Annotated in this window: 21 protein-coding genes; 19 read left to right on the plus strand and 2 right to left on the minus strand. The window is 46.5% G+C overall.

Going from position 1 to position 20,179, the window contains the following annotated elements:
- Positions 1-18: 18 nt before the first annotated feature.
- The 4 genes from LGT40_RS08775 (at position 19) to LGT40_RS08790 (ending at position 5,445) form a co-directional block, all read left to right on the plus strand.
- Positions 19-738 (plus strand): SIMPL domain-containing protein, encoded by a 720-nt coding sequence (locus LGT40_RS08775; RefSeq protein ID WP_226072766.1) that lies wholly within the window; start codon positions 19-21, stop codon positions 736-738.
- Positions 738-1,796 (plus strand): PA0069 family radical SAM protein, encoded by a 1,059-nt coding sequence (locus LGT40_RS08780; protein ID WP_226072768.1) that lies wholly within the window; start codon positions 738-740, stop codon positions 1,794-1,796. Before LGT40_RS08775 ends, LGT40_RS08780 begins: the two co-directional genes overlap by 1 nt.
- A 200-nt stretch (positions 1,797-1,996) precedes the next feature.
- Complete coding sequence (locus LGT40_RS08785; RefSeq protein WP_226072770.1) at positions 1,997-3,631, plus strand: methyl-accepting chemotaxis protein; 1,635 nt, start codon at positions 1,997-1,999, stop codon at positions 3,629-3,631.
- 206 nt (positions 3,632-3,837) lie between these two features.
- Entirely contained in the window at positions 3,838-5,445 is a 1,608-nt protein-coding gene (locus LGT40_RS08790) for a methyl-accepting chemotaxis protein (protein ID WP_226072772.1), read from the plus strand.
- 33 nt (positions 5,446-5,478) lie between these two features.
- Here LGT40_RS08790 and LGT40_RS08795 read toward each other — a convergent pair whose 3' ends face one another.
- Positions 5,479-6,495, minus strand: coding sequence for a Gfo/Idh/MocA family protein (locus LGT40_RS08795; RefSeq protein ID WP_226072774.1), 1,017 nt, complete (start codon positions 6,493-6,495; stop codon positions 5,479-5,481).
- Positions 6,496-6,644: 149 nt separating this feature from the next.
- On the opposite strand from LGT40_RS08795, the gene LGT40_RS08800 reads away from it, so the two are divergent.
- Positions 6,645-7,157 (plus strand): peroxiredoxin, encoded by a 513-nt coding sequence (locus tag LGT40_RS08800; protein WP_226072776.1) that lies wholly within the window; start codon positions 6,645-6,647, stop codon positions 7,155-7,157.
- Positions 7,158-7,213: 56 nt separating this feature from the next.
- Here LGT40_RS08800 and rpiA read toward each other — a convergent pair whose 3' ends face one another.
- On the minus strand, positions 7,214-7,915 hold the full coding sequence (rpiA, locus tag LGT40_RS08805; protein WP_226072778.1) for a ribose-5-phosphate isomerase RpiA: 702 nt from the start codon (positions 7,913-7,915) through the stop codon (positions 7,214-7,216).
- A gap of 85 nt (positions 7,916-8,000) precedes the next feature.
- Here rpiA and LGT40_RS08810 point away from each other — a divergent pair, with 85 nt between their 5' ends.
- From LGT40_RS08810 to LGT40_RS08875, 14 genes are all read left to right on the plus strand, one after another.
- Entirely contained in the window at positions 8,001-8,888 is an 888-nt protein-coding gene (locus LGT40_RS08810; protein WP_226072780.1) for a fructosamine kinase family protein, read from the plus strand.
- 7 nt (positions 8,889-8,895) lie between these two features.
- Positions 8,896-9,366: a low molecular weight protein-tyrosine-phosphatase gene (locus tag LGT40_RS08815; protein WP_226072782.1), complete on the plus strand. Its 471-nt coding sequence runs from the start codon at positions 8,896-8,898 to the stop codon at positions 9,364-9,366.
- 67 nt (positions 9,367-9,433) lie between these two features.
- Positions 9,434-10,906 carry a sodium:proton antiporter NhaD gene (gene nhaD / locus LGT40_RS08820; RefSeq protein WP_226072784.1) on the plus strand — a complete coding sequence of 491 codons (1,473 nt, stop codon included), beginning with the start codon at positions 9,434-9,436 and terminating at the stop codon, positions 10,904-10,906.
- Positions 10,907-10,982: 76 nt separating this feature from the next.
- Positions 10,983-12,050 carry a 3-deoxy-7-phosphoheptulonate synthase gene (locus LGT40_RS08825; protein ID WP_226343192.1) on the plus strand — a complete coding sequence of 356 codons (1,068 nt, stop codon included), beginning with the start codon at positions 10,983-10,985 and terminating at the stop codon, positions 12,048-12,050.
- A gap of 352 nt (positions 12,051-12,402) precedes the next feature.
- Positions 12,403-12,984 (plus strand): electron transport complex subunit RsxA, encoded by a 582-nt coding sequence (gene rsxA, locus LGT40_RS08830; protein ID WP_226072788.1) that lies wholly within the window; start codon positions 12,403-12,405, stop codon positions 12,982-12,984.
- 3 nt (positions 12,985-12,987) lie between these two features.
- Positions 12,988-13,548 carry an electron transport complex subunit RsxB gene (gene rsxB, locus LGT40_RS08835; protein ID WP_226072790.1) on the plus strand — a complete coding sequence of 187 codons (561 nt, stop codon included), beginning with the start codon at positions 12,988-12,990 and terminating at the stop codon, positions 13,546-13,548.
- A complete protein-coding gene (rsxC, locus tag LGT40_RS08840; protein ID WP_226072791.1) occupies positions 13,545-15,071 on the plus strand; it encodes an electron transport complex subunit RsxC in 1,527 nt (508 codons plus the stop codon). The genes rsxB and rsxC overlap by 4 nt, the downstream gene beginning before the upstream one ends.
- On the plus strand, positions 15,071-16,105 hold the full coding sequence (gene rsxD, locus LGT40_RS08845) for an electron transport complex subunit RsxD (RefSeq protein ID WP_226072793.1): 1,035 nt from the start codon (positions 15,071-15,073) through the stop codon (positions 16,103-16,105). Before rsxC ends, rsxD begins: the two co-directional genes overlap by 1 nt.
- The gene (rsxG, locus tag LGT40_RS08850; protein ID WP_226072802.1) at positions 16,102-16,740 is read left to right on the plus strand and encodes an electron transport complex subunit RsxG; all 639 of its coding nucleotides are present in this window, start codon (positions 16,102-16,104) and stop codon (positions 16,738-16,740) included. Before rsxD ends, rsxG begins: the two co-directional genes overlap by 4 nt.
- Positions 16,737-17,426, plus strand: a complete 690-nt coding sequence (locus LGT40_RS08855) for an electron transport complex subunit E (RefSeq protein WP_226072805.1) — start codon at positions 16,737-16,739, stop codon at positions 17,424-17,426. Before rsxG ends, LGT40_RS08855 begins: the two co-directional genes overlap by 4 nt.
- A 2-nt stretch (positions 17,427-17,428) precedes the next feature.
- Positions 17,429-18,079, plus strand: coding sequence for an endonuclease III (nth, locus tag LGT40_RS08860; protein ID WP_226072807.1), 651 nt, complete (start codon positions 17,429-17,431; stop codon positions 18,077-18,079).
- On the plus strand, positions 18,079-18,513 hold the full coding sequence (locus LGT40_RS08865) for a DUF1841 family protein (protein ID WP_226072809.1): 435 nt from the start codon (positions 18,079-18,081) through the stop codon (positions 18,511-18,513). Before nth ends, LGT40_RS08865 begins: the two co-directional genes overlap by 1 nt.
- Before the next feature lies 1 nt (position 18,514).
- The gene (locus tag LGT40_RS08870) at positions 18,515-19,519 is read left to right on the plus strand and encodes a zinc-binding alcohol dehydrogenase family protein (protein WP_226072811.1); all 1,005 of its coding nucleotides are present in this window, start codon (positions 18,515-18,517) and stop codon (positions 19,517-19,519) included.
- A 58-nt stretch (positions 19,520-19,577) separates the two neighbouring features.
- Positions 19,578-20,078, plus strand: coding sequence for a c-type cytochrome (locus tag LGT40_RS08875; protein WP_226072813.1), 501 nt, complete (start codon positions 19,578-19,580; stop codon positions 20,076-20,078).
- The last annotated feature ends 101 nt before the right edge of the window (positions 20,079-20,179 follow it).

Here is a 20,179-nt window from a genome sequence, read left to right on the forward strand (position 1 = left end):
TTAACAGGAGTTCAGAATATGGCGAATCAAACTAAATCAACCGCATTGATTTTGGGAGGTGCGTTATTTCTGGGCTTAACCCTGTTAGGCTTTCAGCTAGGCAAAGCATTGATTGACTTCAAGCAACTTGAGCGAAGTGTCACAGTAAAAGGTTTGTCGGAACGAGAATATCCTGCTGATATTGTGATTTGGCCAATACAATTCACCGAAGCCAACAATGATCTGCCCGAGTTATATCAAGCCGTTGAAAGTAATGGTCAAAAAGTCCGCGCGTTTCTGCAACAGCGCGGCATCAAGGAAGATGAAATCACCTTCAATGCTCCGGCCATTACCGATAAATCGGCTCAGCAATACGGTGGCGGTCCCAGAGCAGAATTTCGCTATACCGCTACTCAGACTGTGACGGTTTATTCTGAGAATATAGATGCTGTGCGCCAAGCGATGACCGCCCTGGCTGATTTAGGCAAACAAGGCCTGGTATTGGCTGGTGATAACTATATGGCTCAAACCGAATATCTGTTTACCCGATTGAATGAAATCAAACCGGAAATGATTGAAGAAGCAACCGAAAATGCCCGTGAGGTCGCCGAAAAATTTGCGGAGGATTCTGACAGCAACCTGGGCAAGATCCGCAAAGCCTCTCAAGGACAGTTCAGTATTTCCCCACGTGACAATAACAACCCGCATATCAAACAAGTTCGGGTCGTTTCGACTGTCGAATATTATTTATCTGATTAATGTCGAGTACTAAAGCTTCAATAAAAGGACGTGGAACAGCTGATAAGATTGATGGACGTTATAACACTTACCAGCGGGAACTGGTGGAAGATGGTTGGTTTCAGGAACCGGAGAATCCACCCAAAACGTCAGTCGAAATTGAAACACCCAAAACGATTATTACCCGTAATCAGTCTCCGGATTTACCGTTTAGCCAGTCGATTAATCCTTACCGGGGTTGTGAACATGGCTGTATTTATTGTTATGCTCGCCCTTCACATGCCTACCTGGGGCTTTCCCCCGGTCTCGATTTTGAAACCAAACTCACCGCAAAACCGAATGCGGCCAAATTATTAAAACAAGAGTTAGCGGCTAAAAATTACCAGTGCTCCCCTATTTCATTGGGCGCGAACACTGATCCCTATCAACCGATTGAACGCGATTATCAAATTACCCGGCAAATTCTGCAGGTGCTTAATGATAGCCGTCATCCATGTCATATCGTGACAAAATCAGCGATGATTGAGCGGGATATCGATATTCTGCAACAGATGGCCAGCCACAATCTGGTTCGGGTACATATTTCTGTTACCACGCTGGATCCCGCTCTCTCACGGATTCTCGAGCCTCGTGCAAGTTCGCCAAAACGCCGACTGCAGACGATCGAAACTCTGCGTGCTGCAGGCATTGAGGTGACGGTTTTAATTGCTCCGGTTATTCCGGTATTAACTGACGCAGAGCTGGAAAATATCGTCAAAGCCGTTCTGGAAGCCGGCGCATTGGACGTGCATTACATTCTGCTGAGATTGCCACTGGAAGTCAGTCCGTTATTCGAATCATGGTTACATACCCATCGACCTGATCAGGCACAGCATATTCTGAATCGAATACATGATTTACGTGGAGGCAAAAATAACGATCCGCGGTTTGGACATCGCCTACGTGGCGAAGGTATTTTTGCTGATTTACTCGCTCAGCGATTCCGTAATATCTGCAAAAAATTAAACCTCAAAACCACACTTTCACCCTTACGATGCGATTTGTTTCACTCGCCCAGCAGTCAAATGAGCTTGTTTTAATCCTCGGGTTAATAAATTTAGCTCTGTTGCGGCTATTTGCTCAAAGCCTATTGGTTAAATGTTAGCTGATACTCATTTCTCATTATTTAGAGAAAATTCCTGATTCTCAAATTTATACTGGCATACATAATATTGCTTTGACATAAAACTCACATGTGATGCGCGATGATGCGTTTGTTTAAATTAACCAGGAAATGTCAGTGACTATCAAAAACAGGCTTCAGCTCGGCTTCGGTATCGTATTAGCTTTGATGGTGTTGATTGCCATTATTGGCATAAATGAAGTCAGTAAAATTGATCGAACCATGAGTAAAATCAATGAGGTTGATAGTGTAAAACAACGTGCTGCGATTAACTTTCGAGGCAGTGTTCATGACCGGGCCATTTCAATTCGAGACGTAGTGTTAAGTGATAGCAACGCTGAACGCCAGCGGCATCTTCAGGATATCGAACGCTTGGAACAATTCTATGCAGAATCTGCTGTCAGCCTGGAAGCGATGGCCAATAACTCACAGCAATTCACTGCACAGGAACAAACGCTGTTAGACCATATTAAAACGATTGAACAACAGACCCTGACCCATACAGCTGAAACTATTAATTTAATTAATCAAGGTAGAAGCACGGAAGCCCGCGATTATCTAATGCTCAATACTTCGCCCGCTTACACCCAATGGTTGGGCGCGGTGAATAAATTTATCGATTTTCAGGAAGCAACCATCAGTGATCAAGTGGACTATATTCGCCAACAAACTGGTGGTTTTATGGCATTGATGATCACCGTTACACTGATTGCTTTCATCATTGCCATATTTGTCAGTCACCGATTAATTGGCCGCCTCTATTCAACAATTGGTGGTGAACCAGACTCAGCGGCCCAATTAATCAGAGTGTTTGCCTCAGGCGATTTAACCCAACAAGCTCATTCCAGATTTCCGAAAAGTATGGTGGGCGCATTGAGTACTATGTCGAGTGAACTGTCAAACATTATGAAGGCAATCAGTTCATCTGCTGGTCAGGTTTCTGATGCGGCTAAGGTAATGAATCAAACCTCAGCTAATAATCAAAGTTTAGTTATCGCTCAGAAACAACAAACGCTGGACGGCGCTAACGCTATTAGTGAAATTTCTACTTCGGTGCAAGAAATTGCTAGCCTGACCAGTGAAGCATCGTTGCAGGCACAAACGGCGGATAAAGAAACGATTAACGGTAATCAGGAAGTCGCTAAAACACTTGCCAGCATTGCTGAACTGGCAACCAAAGTAGAAGAAGCTGCTCGAGTTATTGATGAACTGTCTGAGGACAGCAAAAAAATTGGTACCGTTGTCCAGGTGATTGCTGATATTACCGAACAAACCAATCTATTGGCATTAAATGCAGCGATTGAAGCCGCCCGTGCCGGCGAGCATGGACGTGGCTTTGCCGTCGTTGCCGATGAAGTGCGTGGTCTTGCCAGCCGCACGAAAGAGTCAACATTAAATATTAAAGACTTAATTGAAAAAACCCAAAGCCGAACTCTAATCGCCGTAAAAGTTATGGAAGAAGGCAAAAACAAAGCCCATCAATGTGTTATGCAAGCAGAGCATGCCGGGGAATCATTAGCCATTATCAGTCGTTCAGTCACTGCAATCAATGATATGAATGCCCAGATTGCCAGTGTGGCAGAGCAACAATCAGCGGTTGCTGAAGAAATTAACAATAATTTTCGCAGGATTACAGATGTTTCTGACAAAGCAGAAGCCGGATCACAGTCGATTTCATCACTCAGTACTGAACTGAACCAATTGGCAGAAATGCTGCAACAATCCATCAGTAAATTTAAAACCGCTAATTAAAACTCCTTTCCTGCCCAGTCAAAATGCCACTTGATTATGAGTGGCATTTTTATTTCAGCCAAGTAAACAGCATTACCCGTATTGTTTAATCGACCTCAGCAAGATCTTTGCAAAGAAAAAATGACTCTCAATAAATAGATACTCTGGACGATAACCATTAGAGGCAAAAAATTGCCCAAAAATAATAAAGTTCAGGAAGAGAGAAGATGAAGTTATACCAGAAACTGATTGTGTCGAATGTCATGAGTAGCCTGTTGCTGACCGCCATCATTGTCAGTGCAACCACCTATATTCTGAGTCAGGGGCTGTATATGCAAGCCCAGGAAAATCAGGAGAGCAATATGCGGGTGGCTTGGTCTGTGTTGCACCAGCAAGGTCAGCAATTCAGTCTGGAAAATGACCAATTACTGCTTGATGGACAGCCGCTTAATCAGGATTACGCGGTCGTTGATAAAATTAAGGAATTAGTGGGAGGAACGGCCACTATTTTTCAATTTGATACCCGCATCTCTACCAATGTCATTAAAGAAGATGGAACGCGTGCGATTGGCACTTCGCTGGCGCCTGGCGAAGTGTATGACACGGTATTGAAACAGGGTAAACCCTTTCATGGAGAAGCAGACATTCTCGGCGTGCGCTACTTTACCGCTTACGACCCCATTGTGAATGGTGAGGGCGAGGTAATTGGGATTTTGTATGTCGGTGTCGAAAAAGCAAGGTTTTTCAATATTATCGGCGAATTAGTCACTAAAAGTGTGGTATTTGCCATCATTCTGGTCGTTATTTCGGCCCTCGCAATTCGAACACTGACCCGTCGACTGCTGTTGCCACTGAATGAACTGGAAACATCAATGAGCCATCTGGCTATGGGTGATGCAGACTTAACCAAACGATTGCCGATTATCAATGCTGATGATGAAATAGGCGTTGTTTCAAATGCCTTTAATCAGTTCATGAATAATTTACAGAATATTATTCGTGATTTGCTGGAACATACGCAAAAAACCACTGAGTCGGCCAATCAGCTTACTGATATATCCAAACGTGTTGCCACTGGTTCGGTGAAGCAACGCGAGGTCGTGGACGACATTGTGCAAAAAATCACCCACATCAACTCGACTATCCAATCGGTGGCAAATAATGCTTCCGAGGCGCAGGACATTTCCAAAACAGCCCAGTATTCCGCAGAAAACGGCCGGGAAGTTGTCGCACAAGCCGCTGACAGTATTAATCATATTGCTGAAGCGGTCCGGCACATGGCGGCGACGGTCACCAATCTTGGCGAACGCTCGGATGAAATCAACGGCATCATTCAAGTAATTCAGGATATTGCTGCTCAAACCAATTTGCTGGCATTAAATGCTGCGATTGAGGCCGCACGAGCCGGTGAACAAGGCCGTGGATTTGCCGTGGTGGCAGACGAAGTACGCAAATTAGCAGAACGTACTTCGCTGGCCACTTTAGAAATTGGTGAAGTTATCGCCGCCGTACAGTCGGAAACGCAAACGGCTGTTAAACATGCCGACCATGGTGAAGTTCTTGTCAAACAAGGTGTTGAACTTGTCGAAAAGGCCGGCCAATCCTTATTACAAATTAATGCCGGAGCTCAACAGACCAATCATGTTATTGAAAACATCGCTGCTGCGGCTGCACAGGGCAGCGATGACAGCAAGGAAATCAACAGCCAAATTGACAAAATCTCACAAATGGCAAAAGACAGAGCTGAAATCAGTGGGCAAATATCTCACACCGCAGAGCAGCTCGCCCTGCTCTCAGGACGCCTCAAAACGACGGTCGACAAATTTCAGGTTTAACAAGCTATAAGGCTGCACTCAAGTACGGCCTTATCAACCCAGTTTAATCGTTTTGCCTTCTTTGACGGACTGTAATGCCCCGACAATGGCCCGACAGTTGGCCCGTGCATCAGCCAGACTTAATAAAGGATCCGTGTTATTCAGTACGCAGTCTGAAAAATGTTCGATTTCGTTGACAAACTGATCTGCTGCCGGAACCTCAACTGTTTCCTGTTGACCCGCCTCTGTCCACCAGGAGATTTTGGCGATTTCATCAGCCGGTTGCCAGGTGGTATGGCAAGTCACACCGCCTAAAGTGCCGATCACTTCATAAATACTGCGACGTGCATGTTCAAAACTCATCTCGAACTGGGCAAACCGACCATCTCCATAATCAAAAATGCCACTCAGACTTAAATCTGCGCCATGTTCATTTAATTTGGCCACCGCCGTCACGGCTTTGGGCTCATCTTCAAACCATAAGCGGGCAGTATGAACGGCATAAGGTCCAATATCCCACATAGCGCCACCACCATGAGCAATCGGTCGGTTCACCCGATATAAACGCGCTGGTTTCATGGGAAACGCAAAACGGGTACTAACGGTTCTGACTTCACCAATGACACCGGACTCAATGATTTCACGCACCGCATCATGCTGAGGATGAAAGCGATACATAAAGCCTTCCATGACTTTCACACCCTTCTCTTTTGCCGCTTGCGTAATGGCATCAATATCCTCAACCGTCAGGGCCATTGGTTTTTCAATTAACAAATGTTTGCCATGAGCAATCGCTTTTAATGCCCATTCAGCATGTTCTTCATTCGCCATGGGCAAATGGATAACATCAATATCGGGATGCGTTAATAAAGCCTCCGGATCATCTATAGCTTCAATATCACTCGCGCCCGCGGCCAGTTTTTCAATCACTTCCGCTGCAGCGCCTTGACGACGGCTGGCGACAGCAACCAATCGTGCATTGCCTGCTTCAAGAATGGCAGGAATTAATTTTTCCGTCACCCGTGCTGCGCCAAGAATGCCCCAGTTCAGGATAGATTTTTCTGCGGTCATTTTTTACTCCATAAATCTCAATGTATGGTTCATCATAACGATTAAAGTGTTCAGTACCAAACTTGAAAGTCCCTTTAATCATCAGTGTTTTTATCTCGACACAGATGGCTTATGCTAGTCATTAATCTTATTCATCAAAAGGAGTGATTATGACGATCGAAGTTGGACAACAAATACCCGATGGCAAACTTACCGAATGTGTGGAATTTGATCCTCAGAATGGCTGCCCGATGAATCCATCGCCGATGGATGTACGTGAAATGGCAAAAGGCAAAACCATTGTATTATTTACCGTACCTGGCGCATTTACCCCATTATGTTCATCACAACATTTACCCGGTTTTATCGAACATGCAGAAGCCATTAAAGCGGCTGGCGCTGATGAGATATGGTGTGTGGCGGTTAACGACGCATTTGTTATGGCAGCCTGGGGGCGAGAACAAAAAGCCAATGGCAAAGTACGTATGATGGCGGATGGCAGTGCCGAATACACTAAAGCACTAGGTCTGGACCGTGATTTAACCGGTGGTGGAATGGGCGTTCGTTCGTTTCGTGCGGCAATGATTATTACCGATTGTGAAGTAAAATACATCGGTGTGGAAGGCTCTGGCGAATTTGGTAAATCCAAAGCCGAAACCATTTTGGAAGAGTTAAAAAAATAACTCTCGCAGGCCAATCTTGCTGATAAAGGGCAGTCATTTTGACTGCCCTTTTTTATTTAAGCCTGCAATAACTTTACGCCATCTGCAGAACCGATAAAAATCGCTTTGACAACATCCGCAAAGATGCCGTGTTCCACCACTCCCGGCATAACTGTAAGCAGAGCATTAATCTGAGCCGTTTCCAGCCCCTCAAACTGCATATCCAGAATCAGGTTTCCAGCGGCGCTATAGGCCACATTGTCGCCAGAGGCATTTAATCGCAAACTGTCTTTGGCCTGCAATTTCGCCAAACGATTCAGTACAAGTTGCGCAGCTTGGGGCATGACTTCAATAGGTATAGGATTTTTCTCCCCAATTCGATTGACCATTTTGCTGTCATCTACCAGCACATAAAACGCGGAAGCATGACTTGCCAGAAGTTTTTCACAAACCAGATCCTGTCCGCGTCCTTTTAACAAAAACATATCGGTAGTTACCTCATCTGCCCCATCCACATACATATCCAGATGTGATAAATGTTCGATGGCCAACACATTTAAACCGGCTTGCTGGGCTTTGACGCGGCTGATCACCGAACTGGCGACTACCTGAACCTCTAACTGGTGTTCCCGCTGTCGTCTGGCCAGTTCATCAATAAACAGATTGGCTGTAGAGCCGGTTCCCAATCCGACAATCATGCCGTTGTCGACAATTTCAGCGGCTTTAATCGCCACTTGCTGCTTGGGACTGGGAGGGGATGACTCGGTATGCGTGGACATTGACAAACTCCTTGGATGTTTTGGCAAAATAACCGTTTCAGCTTAGCATGGTTAAATTAACGGCTCACCTTTCCTGGAGAAAAACATGACTCAACTCACTGAAATCATCCAGCAAATTGAACACATCACCGGGCTAAGCTGCCAACCAAACCAGCTCTCTTCCATCGGTGGCGGTTGTATCAATACGGCCTATAAGTTGAAAACGCCAGATAGAGAATTTTTTATCAAGGTGAACCGTCCTAATCTGGTCGACATGTTCGTCGCAGAAGCGCAGGGCTTGCAGGAAATGGCAGAACTCAATGCCGTGCGTGTTCCAGAGGTGGTTTGTTACGGTACCGCAGACGGGCACAGTTATCTGGTATTGGAATATATCGCTTTAGGCAGCATGCGAGGAAACGCCAATGCCAAGTTGGGAGAGCATCTGGCACTGTTGCATCAACATCAGCAGCCTTATTTTGGTTGGCATATGGATAACACCATTGGCAGTACGCCACAGATTAATGATCAATCACATGATTGGATCGAATTCTGGCAGCAGCAACGTCTTGGGAAACAACTTGAATTTGCTGCCCGTAACGGTTTTAACGGCAGTTTGCAAAAAAATGGGCAACGCTTAATCGAAGAATTGCCCGCTTTTTTTACCGATTACCAACCGCAGGCATCCTTATTACATGGCGACTTATGGGGAGGCAATGCCGCAGCCGATGAGCAAGGTAATCCGGTAATATTTGATCCGGCGTGTTATTACGGAGACGCCGAGACCGATTTGGCCATGACTGAGTTATTCGGCGGCTTTGGCGCTGATTTTCATGCAGCCTATCGCCACATCAGACCGGTTGATGCAGGCTATCGTACTCGTAAGACTCTCTATAACCTTTATCATATAATCAATCACCTCAATCTGTTTGGTGGCGGCTACCTCGGTCAGGCCGATGCCATGATTTCACAATTACTGGCCGAACTACGGAGCTAGTTTACGAATGAGTCAAATTAAAGTGTTATTTGTCTGCATGGGCAATATCTGTCGTTCCCCCACTGCTGAAGGCGCCTTTTTAAATTTGTTAAAAGAAAAAGGCACCAGTGATAAGTTTCTGGTCGACTCTGCTGGCACCCACGCGTATCACGTGGGCGAACCACCCGATGCCCGGGCTCAACAAACTGCCAAACAACGCGGCATAGATTTATCTTTTATCAGAGCCCGAAAGTTTCGTCATGAAGACTTTGAACACTTTGATTATATTCTGGCAATGGATCAGGACAATCTGGATATTTTGCAACAAGCATGCCCCATTGAATATCAGCACAAAGTAAAACTATTTCTCGACTACGCTGAAGATCGTGATGAAACGGATGTACCCGATCCTTATTACGGAGGCCAGAATGGTTTCAACCATGTTTTTGATCTGGTCACAGATGCCTCTGAGGGGTTCTACAAAACTGTTCTGAAATAACGGTTGTCATTCTTGTAATGAGGGGTATCATCTAGCAGATTTTGAGCCCCCATTACAGGAAGTTATTATGCCTCTATCAGGCCTTTTTAAGTCTTTTACCGGTTGGTCATTTTTCGTATTGGCCATGCTTTTCTCCCCTTCTACATGGGCTGTAGAAAACGCTGCATTACTTGATTTAACCGGACATTGGGTGGGCTTCGCTGCCCTGGCAATATTCTTTCTGGCTTACGCATTGGTTATTGCTGAAGAGCAAATTCACATGCGCAAATCCAAACCGGTCATTGTGGCCGCAGGTTTGATTTGGGGCCTCATCGCCATCATTTACGCACAACAGACAGACCCCGCTTTTCATGATACGGCGGGCATTATGATTCGCCATAATCTGTTGGAATATGCTGAGTTGTTTTTATTCCTGCTGGCCGCGATGACCTATATCAACACCATGGGCGAGCGTGGTGTGTTTGATGCGATTCGTGCCTGGTTGGTCAACAAAGGGTTTTCCTTGAGAACCATTTTCTGGCTCACCGGCTTAATGGCGTTCTTCATTTCACCTGTCGCGGATAACTTAACTACTGCCTTGTTAATGGCAACAGTGGTTATGGCGGTCGCCGCTAACAATCATAAGTTCATTGCGATTGCCTGTATTAATATTGTGGTAGCTGCCAATGCTGGAGGCGCTTTCAGCCCGTTTGGTGACATCACGACTTTGATGGTCTGGCAGAAAGGTGTTTTGGCCTTTAATGAATTTTTTGCGCTGTTTGTTCCTTCGCTGGTCAACTGGCTAATACCAGCTGCTTTATTATCTTTAGCGATCAAAAATGTCTCTTCCATCGCGGTCCACGAATATGCTCCGCTTAAATCCGGTGCCTTAATTGTCGTTGCATTATTTGCGCTGACAATTGCAATGGCCGCCAGTAGCCACCACTTCCTGCACTTGCCACCGGTCATTGGCATGATGACTGGTCTGGGCTTTCTCAAGCTGCACGGCTACACCATAAAAATTCGGGATAAACGTTTGCTGAACAAACAAGAGCTGGATGGACAAGCTGCATTTAATATTCAGGATGAGACGCAGCAAAAAGCGCCGTTTAACATTTTTGAACAGCTGCAACGGGCCGAGTGGGATACCTTGATGTTTTTCTACGGTATTATTTTATGCGTCGGTGGTTTAGGCACTATTGGCTACTTGAGCGTAGGCTCAGAATTTCTTTACGGTCAGCTTGGTGCGACCACAGCCAATATTCTGGTGGGTCTGATTTCCGCAGTCATTGATAATATTCCCGTGATGTTTGCCGTGTTATCCATGATGCCGGACATGAGCCATGGTCAGTGGTTATTGGCCACATTAACAGCTGGTGTGGGCGGTTCGTTGTTATCTATTGGTTCTGCAGCAGGGGTTGCCGTTATGGGGCAAGCCCGCGGCATCTATACCTTTATGTCGCATCTAAAATGGATTTGGGCAATTGCTTTGGGTTATATCGCCAGCATCTGGGTCCATATGTGGTTGAACGCGGATTTATTTGTAACAGCTTCTCGGTAACTTGCTTGAAATAGCGAAAACGGCCCCGAAGTATTACAATTAGCGATTATTTTTTTGATCACCAATCAGGTTTAAAATGCGTTACAACACAGATGACTTACACATCGTTGGCATTCAGGAAGTACTGCCGCCAGCGCAATTGCATGAACAATTACCGATCTCGGATGCGGCATCTGAAACTGTGTTTAACGCACGCACAGCGTCTCAGGACATTTTGCATCATCGGGATGATCGCCTGATTGTCATCATCGGCCCTTGTTCGATTCATGATCCTAATGCTGCACGTGACTACGCCAGCCGTTTGCAACCATTGATTCATGAGCTGGCCGATGATTTGCACATCATCATGCGTGTTTACTTTGAAAAACCGCGTTCTGTTGTTGGTTGGAAAGGTCTGATTAACGATCCCTACCTCGACGGCAGTTTCAAAATTAATGATGGTTTGCACATAGCCAGAAAACTTTTGCTGGATTTGGCCGAAATGGGTGTACCTGCGGCAACCGAATACCTGGATCTCATCAGTCCGCAATACATCGCTGATCTGGTGTCGTGGGGCGCAATTGGCGCACGAACGACGGAGAGTCAGGCACATCGTGAACTGGCTTCCGGTTTATCCTGTCCGGTTGGCTTTAAAAATGCCACTGATGGAAGTTTGCAAATTGCCGTTGATGCCTGTCTGTCAGCTTCAAAACCCCATCATTTCATGTCACTGACCAAAGATGGACACTCCGCGATTTTCTCCACCACTGGAAATCCTGATTGTCATGTGATTTTGCGTGGCGGTAAAAAACCTAACTATGATAAAACCAGTATTGATGAAGCCGCTGAGGTCATAGGCCGCAGTGGTCAATCGGTGCGTATTATGGTCGATTGCAGTCATGCCAACAGTGGTAAGGATCACTTGCAGCAGGAAGTGGTAGGTCGTTTACTGGCCGAGCAAATCGCCAATGGCGATAACCGTATTATCGGTTTAATGCTGGAAAGTAACCTGGTGGGTGGCAGACAGAATGTTGAAGCCGGCAAAGAGCTGGTATACGGGCAAAGCATTACCGATGCATGTATGGCTTGGGAAAACAGTGAACCGCTGTTGCGAGACTTAGCCGCGGCGGTTAGAAAACGCCGTAAACACTCTGCAGCAGCCTGATCCTGGGAATTTTTGAACGCAAGCGTAGTCAGATTGCCCGTTCATAAGTTGCAAGAAAACGAGGGCCTATTGCTATCTCATAGGCAGGGCATTTTTTCGCCCTTATTTGATGAAATGACTTAATTAAATGGCGGCAAAAGACTCTTTCTGTCGAGTTGATTAAAAAATACCTGCCACACTGTTGGCAATAAAGACCAACAGTTGCTAAGTCCTTCAACATCAAGCCTTAACCGCTATCGCAACGCTACATAAAAAGCGTTATTAAGCTATAATATTCGGTTCATAATTTGTATTTGAATCAGGATTAAGCGTTAATTCAACTGAATTCCTGAGAAAATCAGTAGGTTATTACATGGCTGACTATGCCCTAATTTTGATAAGCACCATTCTGGTGAACAACATTGTGCTGGTGAAATTCCTCGGCTTGTGTCCGTTCATGGGTGTTTCGCGTAAGCTGGAAACAGCAATGGGCATGGCGCTGGCAACCACATTTGTATTGACCTTATCCTCTATCAGCAGTTATCTCATCAACGAATATCTGTTGTCTCCGCTCGGTTTGGAATTTCTGCGTACCATCAGTTTTATCTTCGTTATTGCCGTGGTGGTGCAATTCACTGAAATGGTCGTACATAAAACCAGTCCGTTGCTGTATCAGGTTTTAGGTATTTTTCTGCCCTTAATCACGACCAATTGTGCCGTACTGGGCGTGGCATTACTCAATGTGCAGGAAAAACACGGCTTTCTTGAATCGGCCTTATACGGCTTTGGTGCGGCTGTCGGCTTTTCGATGGTCTTGATCATTTTTGCTGCGATGCGGGAACGCCTTGCTGCAGCCGATGTGCCGGTTCCTTTTCAGGGTGCAGCCATAGGATTGATTACAGCTGGATTGATGTCGATGGCCTTTATGGGCTTTGCCGGTTTGGTAAAGGTCTAAGCTATGTTAACAGCCATTATTGCCATTACGCTGCTCGCGTTAATTCTGGGACTTGTGCTCGGATTTGCCTCGATTCGTTTCAAGGTTGAGGGTGATCCGATCGTTGACCAAATCGATAAGATCCTGCCACAAACTCAATGCGGACAATGCAGTTTTGCCGGCTGCCGCCCTTATGCAGAAGCAATTGCAGCAGGCGAAGTGGATATCAATCGTTGCCCGCCAGGTGGCGAAAGTACGATTCAGGCCTTGGCCGATTTACTCGATGTTGAGCCTAAGCCGCTGGACGAAGAATGCGGGGTCGAAAAACCTAAAATGCTGGCGGTAATCGATGAAGACCGCTGTATCGGTTGCACCCTATGCATTCAGGCCTGTCCGGTAGATGCCATTCTGGGTGCCGCAAAACACATGCATACCGTTATTGCCAATGAATGTACCGGCTGTGAGTTATGTGTTGAACCTTGCCCTGTAGATTGTATTGATATGGTCGAAACCCAACCCAATCCGCACACCTGGCGCTGGCCAGATCCTTCCCATGTTGATTTGCAACGGAGAACCGGATCATGAGTGCCCCGTTAAGTCGTTTCCCCGGTGGGTTAAAACTGCCCGGCCATAAAAAACGTTCAACTCAACAGCCCATTCGAAAAACGCCGTTGAGCAAACATTTGGTCCTGCCTCTGCAGCAGCATATTGGTGCCGCGGCAGTCCCTATCGTTGAGGTCGGGGAAAAAGTACTCAAAGGCCAACGTATTGCCCGGGCTGAAGGGCATGTTTCAGTCTGTCTGCATGCGCCGACATCAGGTGTCGTCAGTGCTATTGGTGAGCATGCTATTCCCCACCCTTCTGGTTTATCAGCGCCTTGTATTACTATCGAAACAGATGGTGAAGAACGCTGGATAGAGCGTCAGCAAATTGCCGATTTTCGTCAGCATTCTGCCCATGAATTACGGCAGATTATTCGCGATGCCGGCATTGTCGGTTTAGGTGGAGCGGGTTTCCCCAGTTTCATTAAACTCAATCCGGGTGTACATCATACGGTCGAGACCTTGTTAATTAACGGGGCAGAATGCGAACCATATATCAGCTGTGACGATATGCTGATGCGTGAACGTGCTGACGGTATTCTTGACGGTGTCGAAATCATGTTATTCGCACTGCGAGCATCGCGCTGCATTCTGGCTATCGAAGACAATAAGCCTGAAGCCATTTCTGCCATGCGTTATGCTCTGAGTGGCAGACCACATCTGTCACAAACTGAAATCGTAATTGTGCCAACGCGATATCCGACTGGTGGTGAAAAACAGTTAATTCAAGTTGTCACTGGCAAACAGGTTCCAAGCAATAAATTACCGATTGATATTGGCATCGTCTGTCATAACCCTGGTACTGCCTATGCCGTGGGTCGAGCCATTCTGCATGGTGAACCTTTGATTTCCAGAGTCGTGACCGTGACCGGAACCGATGTCACGCATGCCGGAAATTTTGAAACCTTATTTGGGACTCCGATCAAAGACTTACTGGCTTTTTGTGAGACGCGACGTCAACCTGATGAACCCTTCATTCAGGGTGGCCCGATGATGGGTTACAGTTTGGCCGGTGATGATCTGCCTATCACTAAAACAGCAAACTGCATCCTGGTTGGGGTCGAAGATGTTGCCCCCCCTGCTCAACCGTTACCGTGCATCCGTTGTGGGGATTGTGCAGATGTGTGTCCTGCCAGTTTGTTACCACAGCAACTCTACTGGTACTCACGTGCCAAGGATTTCGATAAAACCCGCGATTACAATTTGTTTGATTGTATCGAATGCGGTTGCTGTGATTATGTTTGCCCAAGCAAAATTCCCCTGGTTTCCTATTTTAGATTTGCCAAAACCGAAATCATGAATCAGGAGCGGGAACACCAAAAAGCGGATTTGGCACGTGAAAGACATGAAAGCCGATTGGCACGTCTGCAGCGTGAACAGCAGGAAAAAGAAGAACGCCAACGTCAGCGTAAAGCGGCCTTGGCAGCTTCTAAAGCAGCAAAAGCGAAAGAAGAAGCCACTACATCATCAGAATCAACTGATTCGGTTACTGAGGAAAAAGCCTGATGCCCATTTTTCGGCTGAACCCACCGTTTCTGGCCGGTGCTAACCGGGTCACGCTGCAAATGTTGCAGGTGTTGATTGCCCTGATTCCAGCAGTCATTGCCATGACCTATTACTTTGGTCCTGCGGTACTGGTGAACGTCATCCTCGCTGTGGTTGCGGCACTGATTGCCGAAACCGTGATGCTTAAACTGCGTGATCGTCCATTGAAGCCTTTTTTAAGCGACGGCAGTGCTGCCGTAACTGCGGTATTACTGGCGTTAGCCATTCCTCCTCTTTCGCCTTGGTGGATGACGGTGATTGGTGTGACGTTTGCGATTATTTTCGTCAAACATTTGTATGGCGGGCTGGGCTATAACCCGTTTAATCCAGCCATGGTCGGCTATGTTCTGCTACTGATTTCCTTCCCATTGGAGATGACCACCTGGCTGCCTGTGCAGTCATTGAGTGAGCAACCCATCGGCTGGTTGAGTAGCCTGCAATTGATATTTACTGGGCAATTTAACGGTTTGGGTATTGATGCCTATTCCGGCGCAACACCATTGGATGCAATGAAGACCCAGATCGTATTAGATCGGCATCCTGAGTTCATCAGTAGCCAACCCTTGTTTGGCATGGCTGGAGGACTCGGCTGGGAATGGATTAATATCTGGTTTGCCTTGGGCGGTATCTGGTTAATTTATCGTAAAGTCATCAGCTGGCATGTACCCGTTGCCATGATTCTGGCTTTGCTGATTATCAGCAGTGTGACAACATTAATTGACCCGACCATTTCCGGTTCACCGTTATTTCATTTGGTCAGTGGTGGCACAATGCTGGGAGCGTTTTTTATTGCCACCGACCCTGTCTCGGGTTCGACCACACTCAAAGGACGAATCGTGTTTGGTGCCGGCGTGGGCATTCTGACCTACGTTATTCGTATCTGGGGTGGCTATCCTGATGGCGTGGCATTTGCTGTTATTCTGATGAATATGCTGGTGCCCCTGATCGACTACTATACTCAGCCACGCGTATATGGTGGTGGAGCAACACGATGAAAGCATTATGGAATCAAACAGCTTTTCGTGTTGGCTTGATGTTGGCGGTGTTTGCTATTGTCGCTACCACATTAGTGGCTTATACCGAAGAGAGCACCCGCGAGCAGATTAGAGAAAATGAACGTCAGGCGTTACTGGAGGCTATCAATGTACTGGTGCCAAAACAGGCCTACGACAATAACATTCTCAATGACACGCTATTGTTACCCCCAACGCCACAATTAGGTACCGAAGAACAGACGATTGTTTATCGAGCACGTAAAAACAATACTCCGGTTGCTGTGGTCTTAACCAGCGTGGCACCGGATGGTTACAGCGGTAGTATTAAAATTCTGATTGCCATTTATACCGATGGCAGTCTGGCCGGCGTCAGGGTTATCAGCCATAAAGAAACACCTGGACTCGGCGATAAGATTGATGTGCAACGTGATGATTGGATCCTGCAATTTGCCGGATTATCACTAGAGTCCCCCGACGAATCACGTTGGAAAGTTAAAAAAGATGGTGGCGAATTTGATCAATTCACTGGTGCTACGATCACAGCCCGTGCGGTGGTCAATGCCATCAAACGCACGCTGGAATTTTTTGAGGCCAATCAGGATGAGTTATTTGTCCCGGCAGAGGAAAACACATGACAATCTATCAGCAAATAATTAAAGAAGGTCTGTGGAAAAACAATCCCGCCTTAGTACAATTATTGGGATTGTGTCCATTACTGGCGGTCACTAATACAGTGATTAATGGTCTGGGATTGGGTCTTGCCACTGTTCTGACGCTGGTCGCCTCCAACGGCATTATTTCGCTATTACGTCACCAAATTCCGGATGAAGCGCGTTTGCCTGTGTTTGTTTTGATCATTGCCTCGATTGTGACAGCGATTGAATTATCTATGAATGCCTGGTTCCATGAGCTGTATTTGATCCTCGGTATTTTCATTCCGTTAATTGTGACCAACTGTTCGATTATTGCCCGCGCTGAAGCCTTTGCCGCCCGTAATCCAGTGACGCCGTCTCTACTGGACGGTTTGATGATGGGTATTGGTTTTACTGCAGTGCTGGTGTTACTTGGCGGCATGCGCGAACTGCTCGGGCAAGGCACCTTATTCAGTCAGGCGCATTTAATGTTTGGGGAAGCAGCGCGCGGTTTAACCATTACGGTCATTGAAGATTATCGTGGTTTTCTTATTGCGATTTTGCCACCTGGTGCATTTATTGGACTGGGACTTATCGTGGCATTAAAAAATGCAATTGATGCCCGTGTGGCCAATCGCACTGAAAAAGTGAAAGCGGAAGCGCTGACCCCGCAAACCACGACAGGCTAACGATGAATCAAACGCAGCGGCAACAATTTTTCAGCAGACTGCGCGATCAAAACCCATCGCCGACGACCGAGCTGAACTACAGGACGCCGTTTGAATTACTCATTGCAGTGATCCTGTCAGCTCAGGCAACGGATGTAGGCGTCAATAAGGCCACTGATAAACTGTATCCCGTGGCTAACACTCCCCAGGCCATTCTGGATCTGTGTCTGGATGGTTTGAAAAGCTATATCAAAACCATCGGCTTGTTTAACAGCAAAGCTGAAAACGTGATCAAAACCTGCCAGCAGTTAATCGATAAACATGGTGGCGAAGTCCCCGATGATCGTGAAGCACTGGAAGCCTTGCCCGGTGTCGGCCGTAAAACCGCTAATGTCATTCTCAATACCGTATTCAAACATCCGGTGATGGCAGTCGATACACATATTTTTCGTTTGTCGAATCGAACTGGTCTGGCAAAAGGCAAAAATGTCCGGGAGGTCGAAGACCGCCTGATGAAAGTAATCCCCGATGAATTCAAACTGGATGCCCATCACTGGCTGATCCTTCATGGCCGTTATGTCTGCACCGCCAGAAAACCTCATTGTGACCAATGTATAGTCGCAGATCTGTGTGATGAATACCGGCGCAATCATCGACAACGGACCACGGCCTGATGGCCATTTTCAGTCAGGACCGTGACGCTTTACGGCAGCAATATCATGATGTCTGGCAAAAAATGCAGTCCGGACAAATGCTCACGGCACTTGAACAAATGATTGCCGATGTGATTTCCCTGCACCCGGAATATCATCAGCAACTCTCCTCTCCGTTGCAATCCGGCCAAGAGTATTTTGTGGAAAACGGCCAAACTAATCCCTATCTACACATGGGCCTGCATATTGCGGTGCTGGAACAGCTGTCCACCAATCGACCTGCAGGCATCCTTACAGCTTATCAACGATTAATTGCCAAGACGACTGATGAGCATGACGCTCAACATCTGATGATTGATTGTCTGGCAGAGCAGTTGTGGCTGGCCCAACAACAGCAACAACCGCCATCTGAAACCGCTTATCTTAATGCGCTTCAACGTTTAACGGAGAAATAGTATGCAGGCATTACAGTTTCACAGTGCGACTCAATCGGCTCAATATGTTGAAAACATGATGCCAAAAGCAACTGGTTATGATGTGTTGGTCAAGGTAGAAGCGGTTGCAGTGAATCCGGTAGACCTCAAGGTAAAGTCAACCATTCAGGATCCTTCAACTGGCAAAATCATCGGTTGGGATGCTGCAGGCACTATCGTTGAAGTGGGTGAGCAATGCCAAAAATTTAAAGCAGGAGATAAGGTTTTCTATGCTGGAGATATCGGTCGTGATGGCTGTTACGCCTCCCATCAATTGGTCGATTGCCGCATTATTGCCAAGGCTCCCAAATCACTGCAGAGTCATCAGGCTGCTGCCTTACCACTGACTGCGCTGACAGCATGGGAATCTCTGTTTGATCGTCTAAAGATTGATGCGGAAAAAGACCGTGATAAAACCTTATTAATTATCAGCGCGGCTGGTGGTGTTGGCTCGTTGGCTATCCAACTGGCGAAACAACTCACCCAGCTTAATGTCGTTGCCACGGCTTCCCGTCCGGAAACACAGCAATGGTGTGAAAAGCTGGGCGCTGATACTGTGCTCAGTCATCACGGCAGTCTGAAAGACAATTATCTGGCCGCGAACTTGCCAGCTCCGGACTATATTCTATGTCTCAATGACAGCGATTATTACTATCCACATATGGTCGAACTGATTGCACCACAGGGACTTATCGGTGTTGTTGTCAGCTTTCAGCAACCCGTCGATTTAAACCTGTTGAAAAATAAGAGCGCCGGTCTGGTCTGGGAGTTTATGTTCACCCGTCCGCACATGAAAACACAGGATATAGAACGACAGGGTATCATTCTGCAACGCATTGCTGAGATGGCTGATTTGAACCAATTGCAACCGGTTTCACAACAACATTTTGATAAATTAACGCCACAAACGCTTGATCAGGCTCATCATTTATTAAGCAAGAGTCAAACAATCGGGAAAATCACGCTAGGCCCGCTCTCTGATGCGTAGCGCGGCTGAACATATGCCCGTATAATTAATGCCATTATTGTGGAGTCAGAGGTAAACCATGCAATCTTCTAATACACCAAAGTACCTGATCGGCAGTTTGATTGTTGTCGGGGTATTGTTTTTAATCGCTAATCTGATTTTGTCGAATATGCTGGCTATTGCCGACAATGTTGTTGAACCTGAACCGATGGATGCTGAGTCGATTGCAGAAAGAATTAAGCCTGTAGCGAAAGAAAACATTGGTGAAGAGCAAATTGCTGAAGCCCCTGCCCCTGCAGCCGAAGAAAACGGCGCCGAAGCTGATGCAGGCGGCGATGATAGTGTCGGTAAAAAAGTAGTGACTCAGGTTTGTGCCGTATGTCATTCAACCGGCATGATGAATTCACCTAAGCTTGCCAGTGCTGATGATTGGGCTCCACGCATTGAAAAAGGTATGGATACACTTTATAACCATGCCATCAACGGTTTCAACATGATGCCAGCGCGTGGTGGTAATCCAAAACTGACCGACGATGAGGTTAAGGCGGCTGTTGACTACATGGTTTCATCTGCTAAATAACCATTAAAAACCTCAATCAGCAAGAACCAGTATTTGGTTCTTGCTGATGTGTGAGAACCAAAGCGTAATTTTAATCATCATAAGCAATATGCTGTAACGAT

It is taken from the genome of Methylophaga pinxianii (assembly GCF_020447225.1).
GTDB lineage: Bacteria > Pseudomonadota > Gammaproteobacteria > Nitrosococcales > Methylophagaceae > Methylophaga > Methylophaga pinxianii.